Annotated in this window: 8 protein-coding genes, 1 tRNA gene and 2 pseudogenes; 5 read left to right on the forward strand and 6 right to left on the reverse strand. The window is 69.3% G+C overall.

Going from position 1 to position 19,836, the window contains the following annotated elements:
• Positions 1-114 precede the first annotated feature (114 nt).
• A complete protein-coding gene (locus tag AC0IWM_RS15650; RefSeq protein WP_471756482.1) occupies positions 115-1,521 on the forward strand; it encodes an Nramp family divalent metal transporter in 1,407 nt (468 codons plus the stop codon).
• A 37-nt stretch (positions 1,522-1,558) separates the two neighbouring features.
• On the opposite strand, the gene AC0IWM_RS15655 is transcribed toward AC0IWM_RS15650, so the two are convergent.
• The 4 genes from AC0IWM_RS15655 to AC0IWM_RS15670 all read right to left on the reverse strand — a co-directional run bounded on the left by AC0IWM_RS15655 (position 1,559) and on the right by AC0IWM_RS15670 (position 13,396).
• Complete coding sequence (locus AC0IWM_RS15655; protein WP_471756484.1) at positions 1,559-1,708, reverse strand: hypothetical protein; 150 nt, start codon at positions 1,706-1,708, stop codon at positions 1,559-1,561.
• Positions 1,709-1,927: 219 nt separating this feature from the next.
• Entirely contained in the window at positions 1,928-3,304 is a 1,377-nt protein-coding gene (locus AC0IWM_RS15660; RefSeq protein ID WP_471756486.1) for an aminotransferase class I/II-fold pyridoxal phosphate-dependent enzyme, read from the reverse strand.
• A gap of 25 nt (positions 3,305-3,329) precedes the next feature.
• Positions 3,330-10,751 (reverse strand): SDR family NAD(P)-dependent oxidoreductase, encoded by a 7,422-nt coding sequence (locus AC0IWM_RS15665; protein ID WP_471756488.1) that lies wholly within the window; start codon positions 10,749-10,751, stop codon positions 3,330-3,332.
• A gap of 467 nt (positions 10,752-11,218) precedes the next feature.
• Positions 11,219-13,396, reverse strand: a complete 2,178-nt coding sequence (locus AC0IWM_RS15670) for a glycosyltransferase family 2 protein (RefSeq protein ID WP_471756696.1) — start codon at positions 13,394-13,396, stop codon at positions 11,219-11,221.
• Between the two features lie 316 nt (positions 13,397-13,712).
• Between AC0IWM_RS15670 and AC0IWM_RS15675 the strand changes: the two genes are divergently transcribed.
• The 4 genes from AC0IWM_RS15675 (at position 13,713) to AC0IWM_RS15690 (ending at position 17,645) form a co-directional block, all read left to right on the forward strand.
• A tRNA-Val gene (locus tag AC0IWM_RS15675) sits at positions 13,713-13,787 on the forward strand.
• A 494-nt stretch (positions 13,788-14,281) separates the two neighbouring features.
• Positions 14,282-15,118: a formate/nitrite transporter family protein gene (locus AC0IWM_RS15680; RefSeq protein WP_471756490.1), complete on the forward strand. Its 837-nt coding sequence runs from the start codon at positions 14,282-14,284 to the stop codon at positions 15,116-15,118.
• Positions 15,119-15,175: 57 nt separating this feature from the next.
• Complete coding sequence (locus tag AC0IWM_RS15685; RefSeq protein WP_471756492.1) at positions 15,176-16,915, forward strand: protein kinase domain-containing protein; 1,740 nt, start codon at positions 15,176-15,178, stop codon at positions 16,913-16,915.
• Between the two features lie 454 nt (positions 16,916-17,369).
• Positions 17,370-17,645 (forward strand): hypothetical protein, encoded by a 276-nt coding sequence (locus tag AC0IWM_RS15690; RefSeq protein WP_471756494.1) that lies wholly within the window; start codon positions 17,370-17,372, stop codon positions 17,643-17,645.
• A gap of 81 nt (positions 17,646-17,726) precedes the next feature.
• On the opposite strand, the pseudogene AC0IWM_RS15695 reads toward AC0IWM_RS15690, so the two are convergent.
• A pseudogene (locus AC0IWM_RS15695) lies at positions 17,727-18,113 on the reverse strand (response regulator); the annotation flags it as partial.
• 52 nt (positions 18,114-18,165) lie between these two features.
• Positions 18,166-19,761 (reverse strand): annotated as a pseudogene (locus tag AC0IWM_RS15700) (histidine kinase famiy protein); the annotation flags it as partial.
• Between the last annotated feature and the right edge of the window lie 75 nt (positions 19,762-19,836).

A 19,836-nucleotide genomic window follows, 5' to 3' on the forward strand; every position in this document is an offset into this window, starting at 1 on the left:
GCCCTACCGATCCGCCCACCGAATTTAGCCATTTGATCTTGTTATAGCACCTGCTATAACGCGGCGGGTCGCCTCGCGGCGCCCGGTTTTCCCCCGCCGGAAACACGCGCAGGCATGGCTCGACACGAACACGTCACGGCTTCGGGACCGATCTCGGATCCAGGAAGATCTCGACCGGAGGCGTCCCCACCGGAGGGATCCTGGCGCTTCAGCAAGGAGACGCACGCCCAGCCGAGCCTCGGGCGGATGAATGCCAGCGTTCCGGTCCAGGCCAGCGGCACGTGGCTGCGCCGGCTCCTTGCCTTTATCGGACCCGGCTACATGGTCTCGGTCGGCTACATGGACCCAGGCAACTGGGCGACCGACATCGCGGGCGGAGCGCAGTTCGGCTACACGCTGCTCTCCGTCATCCTGCTGTCGAACCTGATGGCGATCGTGCTCCAGGCCCTGTCCGCGCGGCTCGGGATCGCGACGGGACGCGACCTCGCTCAGGCCTGCCGCGATCATTATCCGCGGCCCATCAGCCTGATGCTGTGGATCGCCTGCGAGGCGGCCATCATCGCCTGCGACCTCGCCGAGGTCATCGGCACCGCGATCGCCCTCAAGCTCCTCTTCGGATTACCCCTGGTCGTCGGCGCGACGCTCACGGCGCTGGATGTCTTCCTGATCCTGCTGCTGATGCGACGGGGCTTTCGCGCCCTGGAAGCCTTCGTGATCGCCCTGCTGGTGGTGATCTTCGTCAGCTTCGGAATCCAGATCGCCCTGGCCGCGCCGCCGATCCATGCGATCCTCGGCGGCTTCCTGCCCTCGGCGGAGATCGTCAGGAACCCGGCCGCGCTCTACATCGCCATCGGCATCATCGGTGCCACCGTGATGCCGCACAATCTCTACCTGCACTCGTCGATCGTCCAGACACGCGCCTATCCGCGTACCGACGAGGGCCGGCGCGGCGCGATCCGCTTCGCGGTGGCAGATTCGACGATCGCTCTGATGCTCGCTCTGTTCGTGAACGCCGCGATCCTGATCATGGCCGCCTCGGTCTTCCATGCGCAGGGGCGCACGGACGTCCAGGAGATCGAACAGGCCTACGAGTTGCTGTCGCCGCTGCTCGGTGCCGGCATCGCCTCCACGCTGTTCGCGGTGGCTCTGCTGGCCTCGGGCCTCAACTCCACGGTCACGGCGACGCTGGCGGGGCAGATCGTGATGGAGGGATTCCTCCGCCTGCACATCCCCGACTGGGCACGGCGGTTGATCACCCGCGCCATCGCGATCGTGCCGGTAGTGGGCGTGACGGCGCTCTACGGGGAGCAAGGCACGGCAAAATTGCTCGTGCTGAGTCAGGTCGTGCTGTCGATGCAGCTTCCTTTCGCCGTCATCCCCCTGGTCGGGTTCGTCTCGGACAGGCGAAAGATGGGGGCCCACACGATCCCGACTTGGCTCAGGATCCTGTCCTGGGCCATCGCGGCGGTGATCGTGGTGCTGAACGGAAAGCTGCTGTTCGATACCGTGATGGGCGCCTGAAGCGGCGCCGCATCACGTCGATCTCAACGGAATGGCCTCAACGGCGCCGGTCGGCGCGGACGCGCACGGGAACCGGCTGGGGCGCGGGCATCGGACCCTCGAGAATCGCACCGATCAGCGAACGGCTGGCCTCGGTGACGGTTTTGATCAGACGTCGCGCGATGGAGGCGACAGTCGATTGTCTCATGACGGGCTCCTGACCGACGGGCTGAGGACGAACGTCGCATTCCGGGCCGGGTTCCGGTTGCGATGAGACACAGATAGCGACATCAGTGTCTCCTGCTCAGGGGTCGAGGGCAATCGGCCGCATCGGTGCGAAAAGCATAAAAAAGCACCGGCGCGATGACGCCGATGCCTGGACAAGGTGCAGTCTGACGGAAAGCGGCGGAGAACGCCCCCCGAAACCCTATGGCTTACCGCGCTTGGCCATCAGCTGCTCGATCAGCGAACCGCCCTTCTCGATGGCTGCCAGTTCCTCTGCAACCGCATCCACGGTCTCTCGAATCTGCTCCGGCGTATGCTCGGAGGTGATGAAGAAGCGCAGGCGCGACGCCCGCTCCGGCACCGCCGGGTGGATGATCGGCTGCACATTGATGCCGCGCTTGTAGAGTCGGTCCGACAGCGTCACCGACTTCAGGGAGTCGCCGACGATGACCGGAATCACCGCGAGGCCGAGGCTGGTCCCGGTGTCGAGCCCGTGCTTCTTCGCACAGGACAGGAACAGATGACCGTTCTGGCGCAGCCTCTCCACCCGTTGCGGCTCGGCATGCATGATCTCGAGGGCCGTCTCGGCCGCGGCGGCGAGGGGGGGCGAGATGCCGACGCTGTAGATGAAGCCGCCGGCGGTGCACTTGAGGTACTCGATCAGCGGCGCCGGTCCGGCGACGTAGCCGCCGCAGGTCGAGAGCGTCTTCGAGAGGGTGCCCATCCAGATGTCGACCCCGCGCGGGTCGACGTCGCAATGCTCGGCGAGGCCGATGCCAGTGCGCCCGAGGACGCCGAGCCCGTGGGCGTCGTCGACCATCAGCCAGGCATCGTAGCGCTGCTTGAGGGCGATCAGGGCCGCGAGGTCCGGCGCGTCGCCGTCCATGCTGTAGAGGCCTTCCACCACGATCAGTGCCCGGCGGTGCTCGTGGCGGGTGGCGCCGAGCAGCGTTTCGAGGGCATCGAGGTCGTTGTGGGCGAACGAGCGGCGCTGGGCACCCGAGAGCTGCGCGCCGGTGACGATGCTGTTGTGGCTCAGGGCGTCGTGGAAGATGACGTCGCCCGGCTCCAGCAGGGCGCCGATCGTCGTGACGTTGGTGGCGTGGCCGCTCACCATCACCACGCAGGCCTCGGTGTCGTAGTGGTCCGCCAAGGCCTTCTCGAGAGAGAGGTGCCCCGGGCGCTCGCCGGCCACGATCCGGCTCGCCGAGGCCGAGGTGCCGTAGGTCTCGATCGCCCGTGATGCCGCCGCGTTGACGTCCGGGTGCCCATTGAGGCCGAGGTAGTCGTAGGACGAGAAGTTGACGAACGACTTGCCCGCGATGCGCGTCGTGGCGCCGGCCTTGGTCTCATGCACCCGGAAGAACGGGTTTCCAAGGCCGATCAGGTCGGCGGCCGAGCGCTGGAGGCGCAGTTCCCGATAGCCCGGAAGCGACTCGAAGTTCTGCACGGATGGATCACCCGACGGGCGTTGTGCCGGACGGGCAGGAGCCGTCCGGTTGGCGTTACGCCCGAGGCGGTTCGTCACGAAGCCTGCCAGGGCCGCGCGTCCGCCGTCCGGTCTCGCGGAATTGCTCATGCGGCATGCCTCAGAGGGGAATCGTTCACGGAAGGATTTCTTTGATGGCGAGGCTGTTTTCTTCGACCATCGCGTGGAAGGGCTCGAGGGTACGGACGTCCACGCCCTCGCTGGCATGGCGCTGGGCCAGACTCATGACGGCCGCCGCCGCCTCGTCCACCGGAGCCGCGATCGACTGGATCAGGGTCTCGGTGAGCTCGTTGACGGTGAGGCCGGAGGAGATGCCGGAGGGCGGCGCCTCCAGGGCGAAGCGCTCCTGCAGGCTGGCGCCGAGTTCCACGCCCATCAGCGAGTCGAGGCCGATCTCAGAGAGATGGCGCACGCGGCTGATGTCGTCCTTGGGCAGGCGCAGGATGCGCGCGATGTCCTCCACGATGGCGTCCGCCACCGTCTTGCGCACCGTGTCGATGTCTTGCGTCTTCAGCAGCATACCGATGTTGATGGCCGCCACCGTACCGGCTTCCATCTGCTGGTCCGAACCCAGCTCGGCGTAGCTCGGGCTCTTCATCGTGGCGAGGCGCTCGCGTGCCTTGCCCCAATGCATCGATGCAATCGCGATCACCGCGTCGTCCGGGTTCGTCCCCTGGCCTTCCAGCGCGTCGGCCATGAGATCGAGGCAGTGGCGGGCATCCATCGGGGTCACGCCGACGCGACCCGCCAGGGTCTCCATCACCGCACGGTTGCGAGCCAGCACGCCGACATCGCCGATGGCACCCCAGGCGACGGCGAGCGCCGGCAGGCCGAGCTTGCGCCGGCGCCGGGCGAGACCTTCCATGAAGCCGTTCGCGGCGACGTAGGCACCCTGTCCAGGATTGCCGATGAAGGTCGTGGCCGAGGAGAACATCACGAAATAATCGAGCGCGCGCGTGCGCGTCGCCGCATCGAGATGCTCGGCACCGATGACCTTCGGCCGGATGACCGTGTCGAGGGCGGCGGCGTCGATGTTGGCGATCAGACCGTCCTGCAGCACCATCGCGCCATGGATCACGCCGGCCAGGGACCGGCCCTCGCGCTCCACTTGGGCCAGCAGCGCGTCCACGGCCTTGCGGCTGGTGATGTCGCAGGCCATCGCGGCGACGTTGACGCCGCGAGCACCGAGATCGGCCACCACCTGCTTTGCGTCTGGGCTCGCCGCCCCGTTGCGGCCGACGAGAACGATGTGCTTCGCGCCCCGGTCCGCGAGCCAGCGGGCCGCCTCGATGCCGAAGCCGCCGAGGCCGCCGGTGACAAGGTGGACACCTTCCGGGGAGATCGCGAAGGCGGACTTCTCGGGTTGCATCACGCTGCCGGGCTTCGGCGGAGCGATGACGATCTTACCCACGTGACCCGATTGCTGCATCAATCGGAAGGCGTCCGAGACCTCGTCCGCCGTGAAGGGCTGGAAGGGCAGCGGCTTCAGGCCGCCCTCCTTGAACAGGGACATGACTTCACGGAACAGCCGGGCCCCGTCCTCGCCCTGATGCTGTAGCACCTGATCGAGGTCGACACCGAAGTAGGAGAGATTCCGGCGGAACGGGCGCAGGCCGATATGGGTGTTGGCGACGTAGTCGCGCTTGCCCAACTCGATGAAGCGGCCGAAGGGCTTGAGAACGTTGAGGCTTCGCTCCATCGCCTCGCCGAACAGGCTGTTCAGCACCACGCCGACGCCGTCGCCGGTGATCCGGCGGACATCGTCCACGAAGGCGAGGGAACGCGAGTCGAGCACGTGCTCGGCTCCGAGCGCCTTGACCAGGGCGCGCTTCTCCCGCGAGCCCGCGGTGGCGATGACGCGCGCGCCCTTGAGCTTGGCGATCTGCAGAGCCGCGAGGCCGACGCCGCCGGCGCCGCCATGGACCAGCACCCACTCGCCACGGCGCAGGCGGGCGCAGCTGACGAGGCCGTAATAGGCGGTGAGGAAGGCGACCGGCACGGTGGCGGCCGCCTGCGGATCGAGACCGGGCGGGCTCGGGGCCACCACGAGTTCGGGCACGACGATGTGGGTCGCGAAGCCCGATTGCGCGAAGGCGACGACGCGGTCGCCAGGCTTGAAGGCCTCGACACCCTTGCCGACGGAGAGAACCCGTCCGGCCACTTCAAGGCCCAGGCGAGGCCCGGCGAAGCCATCCTCCAGGATCTCCTCGGGCAGCATCGAAAGGGCCCAGAGCACGTCGCGGAAGTTGAGTCCGGTGGCCTCGACCGCAATCTCGACCTCGCCGCGACCGGGCGTCCGACGCGTCGCCGGTCCCCAGGCCATCTCGTTGAGGCCGCCCGTGTTGCTGCGCTCCAGGCGTGCGGCCTGGGCCGGGACCGCGTCGGCTCCGGGACGACGGGCGAGTTGGCCCGGCGAGAACCGGATCACTCGGGTCCGGTCGGCATCGAGGATGATTTCGGTCTCGAGAGTACCCGACAGGATCAGGTCGCGCAGACGCTCGGCGGCGACTTTGGTCGAGAGGGCCTGGGCGAGGTCGATCCGACGCACGTCGAGATTGGCCACCTCGTTGGCGAGCGTCCGGCTGAAGGCCCAGACGCCGGCTTCCACCGATCCGCTCGAGTCGCCGGCATCGCGGGTCGCTCCGGGGCAGACGACCCAGAGCCTGGTCTGGCGGCTGCCGAGATGCTCGACGCAGCGCTTCAGGCTCAGGCAGCGCTCGCGCAGGCGATCGGCTGCCGCGCCACCCTGATTGAAGGCGCCGGCGAGGAACACGACCGTGTCCGGCGTTTCGCGTTCCAGTTCGAGCAGGGACTGCTCGGAGTCGAGGATGATCGAGACGTGGACGCCGCTCGCCACCAGGAGGGTCGCCAGCGACGAGGCGGTCTCCGCCGCGAAAGCGTCGTGCGAGCCGATGACGAAAGCGAAGGTCTGTCCGGGGGCGGGCTTCGCCCGCACCGGAGCCTCGGCGATGAACAGGAGGTCGTCGCCGTTGGCGGAGACCGCGCGGTCGACCGCCACCCGCACCAGGCCTGTGTCGCTCAGCGCACGCTGCCAGCCGGTGATGTCGTCGAGGCGGCCCACGGGCATGTCGGCGGTGGCCTCGAACCAGTCCGGCGTCAGGCCGAAGACGAGATCGCGGAACAGCGAAGCGCCGGGCTCGACGGCGACGAGGAAACCGCCCGTGGCCAGGGCGTCGGCGACCGTGCCGAGCAGCGTCCGCTCGGAGCGGTGCAGGACGTTGCTCGCCAGGATCGCGTCGAAGCTGCCGGGCGTGAGCTCGGCCGCGTCTTCGATCACGGTGACGCCGCGCGGCAGGGCAAGCCGTGCGCGCTCCGCCAGGCGACGGTCGGCCTCGAACACCGTCAGTTGCGCCTCGATGCCGCCGGCGAAGGCGGCTGCCTGGGCGGAGAGCGGGCCGAACCCGACCTGAAGCACCCGCAGTGCGCGGTCGCGGGGCAGGGCGGCGCGGCCGGACTCCGCGAGATCGGCGATCACGTCGGCGGAAGCCCGCGCCGTCGCACTGCGCAGGATGAAGGCGTCGAGGGCGTTCTGCGAGAGGCTGGGGGCCTCGGTCAGGCCACCCGAGAGCAGCCGTCCGACCACGGCGCCGATGTCGGCGGTGAGCACGAGCTCGGCCGACAGTTCGGGATGGTCCGCCGCGATCCAGCGCATGATCTCGTCGGGCGCCGGCAGGGACACGTCCTTGCGCAGCGTCCAGCGCTCGCCGTCGAGGGTGGCGAGGTCGCTGCTCTCGAGGGCGTAAAGGGCATTGAGGAGCCACGGGCGCATCGCCTCGGGCACGCGCTCGTCGATGGCCACGGTGCCGGAGCGCTGCAGGCCTTCCGCGAGACGGTAGGCCATCGAGGTCGCCCACCCTTCCAGAAGGAGGTGCCCCGGCGCCAGCGGCGCCTCGGCGGGTGCCACGGCGAGCTTGAAGGCCGGACGGATCGCGTCCGCGACGCGCTTTCCCCGCTCCATCGCGATAGCAGTCGGCTCGGTGGCGAGCTCGGGCCTCTGCGCGATGGCGTAGGCTGCGAGATCGCTGCCGTTCTTGGCCCGAAGGGCCTGGAAGCGGCCCTCCCGGAGCGTGGCGATGACCGCGCCCTCGGCATCCACCAGGGTGAAGTCGGCCAGGATGCTGCGCTCGTTCGCCCGCCGAGTCCGGATCATCGCCCGGGCGATGACGGCGCCGGGCTTCACGAGACGGATTTCACCGAAGCGAACCGGGACGTAGGCCTTGGTCGAGCCTTCGCCCATCAGCCCGGCGAAGAGCAGGATGAGGCCGTGGAAGCAGGAATCGAGGCGCGCGGGCACCAGCCCGAAGCGGGCATCGACCTCGGCGGGCAACAGCTCGGAGACGATGGTGGTCTCGTCGAGGCGTGCACTCACCGCGACCTGTCGGAAGCTCGGACCGAAGCCCAGGCCGGAGGCGGCGGCCAAGCGGTACAGGCCTTCACCTGCGACGGCCTGCTCGTCGGGAACGTGCATGTCCACCGGCTCGGGCGCCGGGAAGCTGCCGTCGATGATCTTGGCCGCGGCGTGGAGCTGCCAGGCGGCCTGGGTCAGGCGCGGCCGGCTGAGGATCTGGATCGCGTTGCCGGAACCGGCGACGCGCACCGCGACCTCCCGCAGGGATTCCTCACCGAACACCATCGGCGACTGGATCTCGAACTCCGCGAGGACCACGCTATCGGTCTTCATCGCCTCGCGGGCGACGCCGAGCGCCATCTCGATGAAGGCCGCGCCGGGCAGGATCGCCTGGCCGTCGATGCGGTGATCATCGAGTTCGGGCAACGTCGCGATGTCGACGTGGCCGTGCCATTCGAGGCCGTCCGGCGCGACGCGAGAACCGTAGAGCGGATGGTAGGGACGCGGAGTCGCCGCGCCAACCCCCTCGGTGGTCTCGGCCAGGCGGAAGGTCCGGCGCTGCCAGGGATAGAGCGGTAGCGAGACATCGCCGGCCGGGTTCTCTCCGAACACCGTCACCTCGTCGACGGCTGCACCCTGGACGAGGGCGGCCGCGACGGTGCGGGCGATCGGGTCGCCGCCCGCCGGCTTGCGATGGAGGACGCCGATGGTGGCATTCTCGATACCGAGCGGCTCGATGGCGTCGCCGATATGCGAGAGCAGCGTCGCGCGCGGGCCGACCTCGATGAAGACGCGGGCGCCCTGGCGGGTCGCCTCCTGCACGGCCTCGCAGAAGCGCACCGGCTCGCGAATGTTGCGCCACCAGTAGCCGGCTCCGAACTGGTCACCGGCCAGCACCTTACCGGTGACGGTCGACACCATCGGGGTCGTCGCGGCATGCGGCTTCAGCCCGGCGAGGTCCCGCAGCAGCGGCTTCTCGGTCGGGTTCATCAGACGGCCGTGGAACGGGTATTCGAGGTCAAGCTTGCGCCCGCGCCGACGCTTGCGTGACAGCGCCTTCATGGCCGCGTCGATATCCGCCACCGGGCCCGCCACCGTGATGGCCTTCGGGCTGTTGTAGGCGGCGATGTCGAGGCTCGGATAGTCCTTCAGGAACAGCTCGATCTCGTCGGCGGGCGCGAGCAGCACCGCCATCGTGCCGAAGCCGCGCGTCGTTTCCTGGTGCTTGCTGCGGTAGAAGATGACCTTCACGGCCTGTTCGAGGCTGAGGATGCCGGCGGCCTCGGCCGCCGCGATCTCGCCGACGCTGTGGCCGAGGACGTAGCTCGGCGTGAGGCCGCGAGCCCGGAGGGCCGTCGTCGAGGCGCTGGAGATGGCGAAGATCAGGGGCTGCGACACCCGCGTGAGGACGAGGCGCTCGTCCAGATCTTCCGCGAACAGAGCTTCCTTCAGCGACCAGCCGGAGAGGGCATGGAACAGGCCGTCGATGCGGTCGAAGGCCTCTCTGAAGACGGCGTTCTGGTCATGGGCCTCGCGACCCATGCCGGCCCATTGGCTGCCGTTGCCGGAATAGACGAAGGCGACCTCAGCCGCGCGGTCAACGGCGGTCCCGAGCAGGGCGTCGGGTGCATCCTCGGCCTCGCCGACGGCGCGCAGCACCGCGGGGAGGTCGGCGTCCAGGGTCACGGCCAAGCGAGAGGACAGACGCTCGCGACGATGGGCGGCAGCGGCGGCGATCCGGGCGATCTCGGCCTTGTCCGCGCCGTCGAAGCGCTCGGCGTAGTCGAGGGCGAGTTCGTTGAGGGCGGCGCGGCTCTGGGCGGAGAGCAGCAGCACCTCCGGGGTGCGGGTCACCTCGGGAGTGGCGCCGGCAGCGCGAGTCGGCTGACCGTCGGTCAGGACGACGTGGGCGTTGGTGCCGCCGAACCCGAAGGAGTTCACCCCGGCGAAGCGCGCCTTGCCGTCGCGGGCGAGGGGCAGAGGCTTGTTCGTCACCGACAGGTTGAGATCCTGGAACGGGATCTCGGGGTTCAGTTCGGCCGCATGCAATGAGGTTGGAAACAGGTCATGCTCGAGGGCGAGACTCGCCTTGAGCAGGCCGGCGAGGCCCGAGACCGGCTCGGTATGGCCGATATTGCTCTTGATCGAGCCGATCGGCAGGGGCGCCTTGCGCGGACGGCCCAGCTTGCCGCCGATGGCGCTCGCTTCGATCGGGTCGCCCACGGGCGTACCGGTGCCGTGGGCCTCGACGAAGACCACGGAATCGAGGTCGATCTCGGCCTCGCGGTAGACCTGCTCCAGCAGTGCGCCCTGCGCGTAGCCGGAGGGGAGAGAGATGCCGGTGGTGCGGCCGTCCGAGTTGACGCCGCTCGCCGCGATGACGCCCCGCACGGTGCTGCCGTCGCGCATCGCCGCCTTGGCGGATTTCAACACGAGAACGACGCCGCCTTCGGAGCGCACGTAGCCGTCGGCGCTCGACGAGAAGGCCTGGCACAGGCCGGTGCGCGAGAGCATCTGCGCGTTCGAGAAGCAGATGAAGTTGAAGGGGCTCGCCAGCAGGTTCACGCCGGCGACGACGGCGGTGTCGATCCGGCCGCTGGAGATGGCCGCGACCGCGGCATCGAGGGCGACGAGGGACGACGAACAGGCCGTATCGACGGTGAAGCTCGGCCCCTTCAGGTCGTAGATGTAGGAGATGCGGTTCGACAGGATCGAGAGCGTGTTGCCGGTGGCCGCGTAGGCATCGCCCGACGAAGTGTCGAGGACGCGCAGATTGCCGTAATCGAGGGACGAGGCGCCGACGAACACGCCGATCTGGCTGCCGGCCACGTCCGAAGGGCGCAGCCCCGCATCCTCCAGGGCCTCCCAGGTGAGTTCCAGGAGCAGCCGCTGCTGCGGGTCCATCTGCTCGGCCTCGCGGGGCGAGATGCCGAAGACGCCGGGATCGAACGACCAGATGTCGTCGAGAACACCGGCCGACCACGTGTAGCTCTTGCCACGCTCCTGCGCGCGCGGATGCCCAAATCGCTCCAGCGACCACCGATCATCCGGGATGCGACCGACGGCGCATCGCGCCTCGGTGAGAAGTTGCCAAAGCCCGTCGACACTCGAGGCGCCGGGAAGCCGGCAGGCACGGCCGATGATCGCGATGTCTGTACGTTGTGTCACGTTCGATTCGCACACGCTCTTGAACGGGGGACAGGATCGATTTGTACCACCGGCGGCAACCAGCCTGATCCTTAGTATGGCTCTAGGCTACTGTCCAACCGGAGAGACCCGAATCAGGGCAGTCACCGGTCTGGAACACCGACCCTGTTGCACGTCTTCATCAATCATTCCGGCAAGACGAAGGAGCAAAGCACCGTAATGAGCGATGACCTTCTCTCTATCTGAAACGGTTAATTTCAAACAATTGCCATAATCCGGATATCGCGCCTCGATCCGACGCCGACCTCGCCGCGGTCCGCTGCAATTGGCCAGAAGATGGAGCGAGAGGCCGACCTTGATCCCCGGAGTTCAGGATACCGAGGAAGACCTGCGACGCGACGAACCCTCTCTTTTCGCCGCGTGATCGCGGATTAAGCGGCCGATTGCGGCGACTTTGCGGTGCGACGGAACGCCGCCGCAGCGCAGCATCAGAGCCGATAGCGCGCCGCATCCCGAGAAAGATTCGGATTGTAATAGGGATCGGCGCGCAGTTCTGCAGCCCAGCGATCCTGCATCACCCGCACCTCGCGCTCGAAGCGCTCGCGTTTCTCGAGCGTATCCTCCGCCCCCCGGCTCTTCGATTCATGGTGGATCAACCGGGCATGGGGCGTCCAGACGTTGCGAAGACCCCGCGCGCGCAACCGCAGGCAGAGATCGACATCATTGAAGGCGACGGCGAGGTCGTCTGCGTCGAAACCGCCGCTCGCCGCGAAGACCTCCGTCCGAAGGAGCAGGCAGGCGCCGGTCACCGCCGAGACCTCCTGGGTCAGGACCATCCGGGCGAAGTAGCCCGGATCGTCCTCGGGCAGGCCGGGATGGCTGTGGCCGGCGACGCCGCCGATCCCGAGAACGATGCCGCCGTGCTGGAGCGTGCGATCGGGATAGAGCAGCTTCGCTCCCACCGCGCCGATATCCGGTGCGAGCGCGATGGAGACCATTTCGCGCAGCCAGCCCGGTTCGATCACCTCGATGTCGTTGTTCAGGAACAGGAGGAGCGATCCCCGCGCCGCCGCAGCGCCGCGGTTGGACAGGTCGGAGAAGTTGAAGGATCCCGGGACGGGCAGGATGCGGACGCGCGCGTCGGATACCGCCAAGCGCGTGAAGAGGTCGCGCGTGCGCGCCTCGCGGCTCTCGTTGTCGACCACGATGACTTCGATGGCCGGGTAATCGGTCGCATCGAGGACGCCCGCGAGGGCCACGGCGAGCAGGTCCGCTCGGTCCCGGGTCGGGATGACGACCGAGACCAGGGGGACCGGCTCCGGGACCGGACGGACGAGCCGGTTGAAGCCCAGCGGCCCCCGGGCCGCAGTCGCCCCCAGGGGGGCGGCGACCTCCGCCAGGGCGCGCAGCCGCGCCACCTCGGTCCGCTCCAGCGCCCGGTCCGAGAACGTCCCCGAGCCGCCCGCCGCGCGCCAGTGGTAGAGCACCCGCGGAATGTGGCGGATGCGCGCGGGCTCGAGCCCGGCCGTGACCCGAAGGAGGAGATCGTGATCCTGGCTGCCCTCGAAGCCCGGACGCAGCCCGCCGACGGCCCGGATCGCCTCGGTGCGGATCACCGTGAGGTGATTGATGTAGTTCTGTCCGTAGAGGAGCTCGCGGTCGAAGCCCGACTTGAAGTGGGGCTCGAACCGGCGCCCGCGCGCATCGATCTTGTCCTCGTCGCTGTAGATCACGACGAGGTCGGGCGCGGCCCGGATCGCGGCCGCCACGTGGTAGAGCGCGCCTTCGGCCAGCACGTCGTCGTGGTCGAGGAAGGCGACGAAGGCCCCGTCCGCCTGCGCGAGGGCGTCGTTGGTGGCGCGGGCGATATGGCCGTTCTCCGGGCGCCGGTGGACGCGGATGCGCGGCTCCTGCTGCGCGTGGCGGGCGAGCAGGCGCGGGATCGCCGGATCGGTGGAGGCGTCGTCGGTGATGCAGAGCTCCCAGTTCGGATAGAGCTGGGCGCGGACCGACCGGATGGCGGCCTCCAGGACGCGGGGGGCCGGATCGTGGACCGGCATCACCACCGAGATCCGCGGCGGGTCCGCCCAGGCCGCGACCTCGTCGCGGATGCGCCGCCGGTCCGCCTCGGTGAGGGTGTCGAAGCGGGCGATCCAGGTCTGGTAACCGGTCTCGGTCCGGTCGTGGAGGGCGCGCAGGAGCAGCGCCCGTCCGCGCACCTTGAGGCCGAGGGCGCGCCAGTAGACGGCGCGCGCCGCGAGTCCCGGGTTCCGGCGAAGGGCGCGGGCGACGAGGCCGGGGCGCCGGCGCCGGCGGATCACGAATCCATCGAGGCGGAACGCCGTCTCGCGGGCGAGGGGCGTCAGGCGCAGGGCCAGCAATCCCTCGGGAAGGCGCCCCGTCCAGGCGAAGCGGTCCCCCCCTTCCGCCTCCTCGGCGAGGACCACGGTCCCGGCCGCGCCGTCCCGCCCGACGAACCGGGCGCTCAGGACCAGCCGGCAGACGCCCCCGCTCCCGACGTCCCGGAACCGGATCGTCGCCCAGGTGCCGCCGAGGCCGGCCTCCCCCAGGTCGAGGTCGAGGGCGGCGCCGTCGGCCGCGAAGGGCCGCGTCGCCGGCCCCTTGCGGGAGCGGGGGAGGGCGGCGGTGAGCACCGGTGCGGGCATGGTCACGCGCTCCGCTCGTCAGCGCGCATCATCGCCCGTCTCCGGGACCGGCGGCGGGCCGGATCGCACTCTTCGTTGAACCCCATGCCCCGACCGTCACCTCGCCTCCCGGTCCCCCTGCGAGGCGGACCGGACCGGCATGCACCGTCACGCGCCGGGCCGCGTCGGCCATAGCGCATTTCCACCGCCTGCGCAGCGCCGCAGACCGGACACGGCGCGACCCGGTGCAGGCTGGAAAATCCAGGCGCGAGAGCCCTTGCGCCCCCCGGAACCCCACGCTATAGCCCCCTCCACCGGCGCCGAGCGGCACCGGTGAGGGCGCGTAGCTCAGCGGGAGAGCACTACCTTGACATGGTAGGGGTCACAGGTTCGATCCCTGTCGCGCCCACCATTCCAAATTCTTGGAATGGCCGAAGAAAACAAGGGCTCCGCACGGGGCCCTTTTTCTTTGCGTCGGACATCCCATCCTGAAGAGGCGCCGGCTCGGACGGAGGTCGGCTGCTTCCGCGTGGACACCGGCAGGGCGCCGGAAGGGATCTTGCGGGCGATCCTGCGATGCCCAGGGGCCGAAGCACTGACGACGGCGTCCGGCCGCCCACCCTGTCAGCGTCACGCGACCGGCCGTGCGCGACGTCCGACCCCGGGCCGGCGCGTGAGGGCGGGCCGGGCCAGGAGCGTCCTCCGGATCGGTGTCCGCCGAAGCGATCCCCGGACGAGGATCGGATCGCGCTGGGTCTGGATCTTGCTTGCCCGTCGTGGACGGGGGGCGTGCCCGCAGGTGCGTCCCCGGCTGCAGGCCGCGCAATGGAGCGTGGCCGGATTCCGGGCCGACGCCCGGCCGGTCCGGCGAGCCTCGCAGACGCCCGAACCCGAAAAGGACCCGCAATGGCCTATCTCGCTCCTGCTGAGTTCGTCACCAAGATGGTGGATGCAGGCGAATCCAAGATCTTCATGTCGACCCGCGACACCGTCATCCGCGCCTACATGGCCGGGGCGATCCTGGCGCTCGCCGCGGTCTTCGCGGTCAGCATCACGCAGCAGACCGGCATCCCCATCCTCGGCGCCGCCCTGTTCCCGGTCGGCTTCTGCATGCTCTACCTGCTGGGTTTCGACCTTCTCACGGGCGTGTTCGTGCTGGCGCCCCTCGCCCTCCTGGATCGCCGGCCCGGCGTGACCTGGGCCGGCGTGCTGCGCAACTGGGGCCTCGTCTTCCTCGGCAACTTCCTCGGCGCGCTCACCGTGGCCGTCATGATGGGCTTCGTGTTCACGTTCGGCTTCACGGCGCCGGCCGACAAGGTCGGTGAGTTCATCGCCCATATCGGCGAGCGGCGCACCGTCGGCTATGCCGCGCACGGCGTGGGCGGCTGGTTCACGATCTTCATCCGCGGCATGCTGTGCAACTGGATGGTCTCCACCGGCGTCGTCGGCGCGATGATCTCGACCACCGTCAGCGGCAAGGTGATCGCCATGTGGATGCCGATCATGGTGTTCTTCTACATGACCTTCGAGCATTCCGTGGTGAACATGTTCCTGTTCCCCTTCGGCCTGCTCATGGGCGGCCAGTTCTCGATCGGCGATTACTTCTTCTGGAACGAGATCCCGACCGTCCTCGGCAACCTCGTCGGCGGCCTCGCCTTCACGGGCCTGACGCTCTACACCACCCATGTCCGTACGGCCCCGAAGCGGACCGTCGGCAACGCGGAGCGCCGCCTCGCGGCCTGATCGCCGGCTCGAACGGTCGGGCCGCACGGCGCCAGGCCCGACCGCCGGGATCTGCCGATGCCTTCGACTCTGACTCTCTCCCTCGGCCAGTGCAGCGAGCGCGGCCGCAAGGAGACCAACCAGGATTTCCACGGCGCCCTCGTCCCCGAGCGCGCCGCGCTGGCCCTGCGGGGAAGCGCCATCGCCATCGCGGACGGGATCGGCAGCAGCCCCGTCAGCCACGTCGCGAGCGAGACGGCGGTCAGGAGCTTCCTGTCCGACTACTACGACACGCCCGAGACCTGGTCGGTGAAGACGGCGGCGAGCCGGATCATCGCCGCGACGAATTCGTGGCTCTATGCGGAGACCCGCCGGAACCGGTACCGGCACGATCCCGAAGGGGCACGCGAGCGCGGCTACGTCACCACCTTCAGCGCCCTCGTCCTCAGGTCGCGCACCGCCCACATCTTCCACGTGGGCGACGCCCGCATCGCGCGCGTCGTCCAGCGCTCGCTCGAAGTGCTGACCGAGGATCATCGCGTCACCGTCTCCGCCGACGAGTCCTATCTCGGTCGGGCGCTCGGTGCGGCCGCGCATGTCGAGATCGACCACCACACGGTCGCGATCGAGCGGGGCGACGTGTTCGTCCTGACGACGGATGGCGTGCACGAGCACGTGCGGCCGGAGGCGATCGTCGCGCAGATCAGGCGACACGGCGACGACCTCGACCGGGCTGCCCAGGCGATCGTCCGCGATGCCTACGAGAACGGCAGCGGCGACAATCTCACCGTCCAGATCGTGCGCGTCGAGGCCGTGCCCGACGGCGCGCTCGCGGAGGTCTCCGGCCGGATCGACGACCTGCCTCCGGCGCCGCTACTCGATCCGCCGACCACGTTCGACGGCTACCGCGTGCTGCGGACCCTGCATGGCAGCCACCGCAGCCACGTCTACCTGGCGATCGACGCGGAGAGCGGACGCAAGGTCGCGCTGAAGGTGCCGTCGACGGACCTGCACGCCGACCCGGCCGGCCTGCAGAGGCTGATGATGGAGGAATGGGTCGCGCGGCGCATCGACAGCCCGCACGTGCTCGGCGCCCCGCCCCGGACGCGGCGGCGCAGCCACCTCTACACGGTGATGGACTACGTCGAAGGCCGGACCCTCGCCCAGTGGCTGCGCGACAACCCGGCCCCGGAGCTCGAGGAGGTGCGGCGCCTCGTCGAGCAGATCGCGGTCGGCCTGCGAGCCTTCCACCGGCGCGAGATGGTGCACCGGGACCTGCGCCCCCACAACGTCCTGATCGATGCCGCCGGCACCGTCCAGATCATCGATTTCGGCTCCACCCGGATCGCCGGGCTCGCGGACGACGATCCGACCATCGACGAGACGGTCCTGGGGACCGTGCAGTACACCGCACCGGAATGCCTGGCCGGACGGCCCGCCACGTCGCAATCGGACATCTTCTCGGTGGGCGTGATCGCCTATCAGATGCTCACCGGACGCCTGCCCTACGGCGCGGAGGCGACACGGGCCTTCAGCGAGGCGCGCGCGCGGCGCCTGCATTACGTTTCCGTCGCCGCGGCGCGCCCCGGCCTGCCGCCCTACGTCGATGCGGCCCTGCGCAAGGCGGTGCATCCGAACCCGGCCCAGCGCTACGAGGTCCTCTCGGCGTTCGTCCACGACCTGCGCCATCCGAACCCGTCGCTGCCCGGTCTCGGGCGGACGGCCCTTCTGGAACGCGATCCGGTGCTGTTCTGGAAGCTCGTCTCGCTCGTCCTGGCGATCGTCGTCGTCATCCTGCTGGCGCGGTCGGCCGCCTGAGCACGGCGGCCGGTCCTCGGTTCGACGCCCGTCGCACCGACCCCCGAGGCGAGGCGGACGGGTCGAGCCCGAGTTTTCGCGCGCGCGTCCGCGCCCGGACCGGCCTCCGATCGGGGTCCCGGGCGCCGGCGATCAGGCCGAGGAGGGTGCCGATCCAGTCCGGCGCGCGCCACGCGCTGGGCGATGGTCCGGCCGGGATCCTGCTCGACCAGGGCGACGGCGCGGTCATGGCCAGACCCATGACGTCGAAACCCGGGCAGATCACGAGGCCGATGCGGCGCGGACCCGCCATGGGCGCGCTTCCGACGGATCCGGTCGGCCCACGACGGGTGCGACGCGCCGCGGGGTCGTTCATGCCGCGGGTTCGTGCCACGGGACGGAACGTATGATTTCATACATAGCCCCGTGAAGCGTGATAGGAGCAGGGCACCGAATCGAACGACGGAACCCCGATATGTCCCTGCGCCCGTCCATCGGGAAATGCTTCGGACCCAGCCTCGACCGGGCGGCCTGCCTCGCGGAGATCGGCGCCTGCATCGCCGAGGTGGAGGCGTCCTCCTCCGCCAAGGCCGCCACCGTCAGGATCCTGGCCCGGACCGGCTACGACGCGACGGACGCCATGGAGGCCCTCTGGCGTGAGATGGATACGTTGACGACCCTCCGGCATGTCCGCGACCACCTTCGCGCGGAGTGCCACCTTGGCGCGGAGTGCCACCTTCGCGCGGAGTGAGGATCTGCTCCGCCATCGCTGCACCTGGCCGGCGGAAGCGGTTCGCGGCCCCGGTCGCGACCGGCAGAGGCGCCCGCCCGCTCAGCCGACCCCGGTGGGACCGTCGATGACGCGTCGCACGCGCCGCGCGAGTTCAAGACGCTTGTAGGGCTTGTTGATGATCTCGAACTCTGTGCCGCCGGCATCGGTACGCTCCAGGGACGCCTCCGCATAGCCCGTGGTCAGCAGCACCTTGATCCGCGGCTGGCGCTCGCGCGCGGCCCGGGCCAGCATGACGCCGTTCATTCCGGCCGGCATGATCAGGTCGGTGAACAGGAGGTCGATCCGGCGCTCGCCGTCGAGGATCTCGATGGCGGCCCGGGGGCCGTCGGCGACGATGACCTTGTAGCCGAAATCCTCCAGGATGATGCCTGCGGTCTCGGCCACGTCCGGCCGGTCGTCCACGACGAGGACCGTCTCGGTCCCGTTCGAGGATCTCGATGGCGGCCCGGGGGCCGTCGGCGACGATGACCTTGTAGCCGAAATCCTCCAGGATGATGCCTGCGGTCTCGGCCACGTCCGGCCGGTCGTCCACGACGAGGACCGTCTCGGTCCCGTGCCGGTCCGCGGCCCGCTGGGACGCCTTGCGCTCCTCCTCGATCTTCTGGTCGCTCGCCCGGAACAGCAGGCGCACGGTCGTGCCGTGCCCGACCTCGGAATAGATCTTCACCGAGCCGCCCGATTGCTCGGCGAAGCCGTAGACCATGGCGAGGCCGAGGCCGAGGCCGGTGCCCTTGCCCTCGCCCTTGGTGGTGAAGAACGGCTCCATCACGCGGCTCAGGATCTCGGGCGGCATGCCGCTCCCGGTATCGGTGACGGAGCCCACGACGTAGGCCCCGGGTCCGACCGTCTTGAACAGGGCGGCGTCCTCGTCCTCGACCAGGAGGTTCTCCGTCTTCACCGTGACGGTCCCGCCGCCCGGCATGGCATCGCGCGCGTTCAGCTTGACGTTGAGCAGCGCCACATCGGCCTGGGTCGGGTCGATGCGGGTGTTCCAGAGGTCGGGCAGCAGCTCCTGGCGCAGGGTGACGTGGTCGCCCAACGTGCGCTCGGCCATCTCGCTCATGCTGTGGACGAGACCGTTGAGGTTGAGGAGCCGGCCCTCCAGGCGCTGCTTGCGCGAGAAGGCGAAGAGCTGGTGGGTCAGCTTGGCGGCGCGCTCGGAGGCGTCGCGGACGGCTTCTCCGGCACGGCGCAGGCGCCCGACGTCGATGTCGGGATGGTCGATCAGCGCGAGCATGACCTCGTTGTGCCCGGAGATCACCTGCAGCAGGTTGTTGAAGTCGTGGGCGATGCCGCCGGTGAGCCGGCCCAGGCTCTCCATCTTCTGCGCCTGATGCAGGGATTCCTCCGCATCGCGCCGACGCGAGACGTCGCGCTGCGAGCCGAAGAAGTAGACGAGCTCGCCGGACCGGTTGAACACCGGGGAGACGAAGAGCGCGTTCCAGAACGAGGCGCCGTCCTTGCGGTAGTTGATGATCTCGGTCGAGAACTCGCGCTGCTCGCGGATGGCGAGGCGCAGGTCGGCGACGACCTCGCGGTCCGTTTCGGGTCCCTGGAGGAATCGGCAGTTCGTGCCGATCAGTTCGTCCCGGGTGTAGCCGGTCATACGCTCGAAGGCGCGGTTCACGAAGATGATCGGGTTGTCCGCCTGGTGCGGGTCCGTGACGATCATCGGCATCCACGTCGTCTCGACGGCCGCGAAGAAGATGTCGTGATGCTGATCGATGACGCCCGAGGGACCGCTGCCGCTGACAGCGGGCTTCGGGCCATGGGTCTTCGGCTTCTCGGGGGAAGTCGTCACGTCATGGCTCCGGTATTCGAGACACCGGGGGCGCCTTGAGCCATTCCGATCGGCCGACGACCTACGGGCTGCAAGCCGTGAAGGGCCACTGAACGAAAGTTGAACGGCCCACGGAGGGCGCGTGGTCACGGTCCCGCCGCAGGACCCGGCCGGGCGGACCGGGCAGCGCCCGATCCGGCGTGCCCCTGATGCACCGTCCGGCCTCGCTAGTGCGTACGTACCAGAAATCGCGAGCGTGGCCGGAACAGGATTGCGCACAACCCGTTTGTGCACCGTGACCGACGCGCCCCGGCCTCGGCCCCGGCCTCATCGGGTCCGGCCCGGCGCAGCATTCCTGCCGACAAAGAC

This window comes from Methylobacterium sp. AC433, from assembly GCF_979253015.1.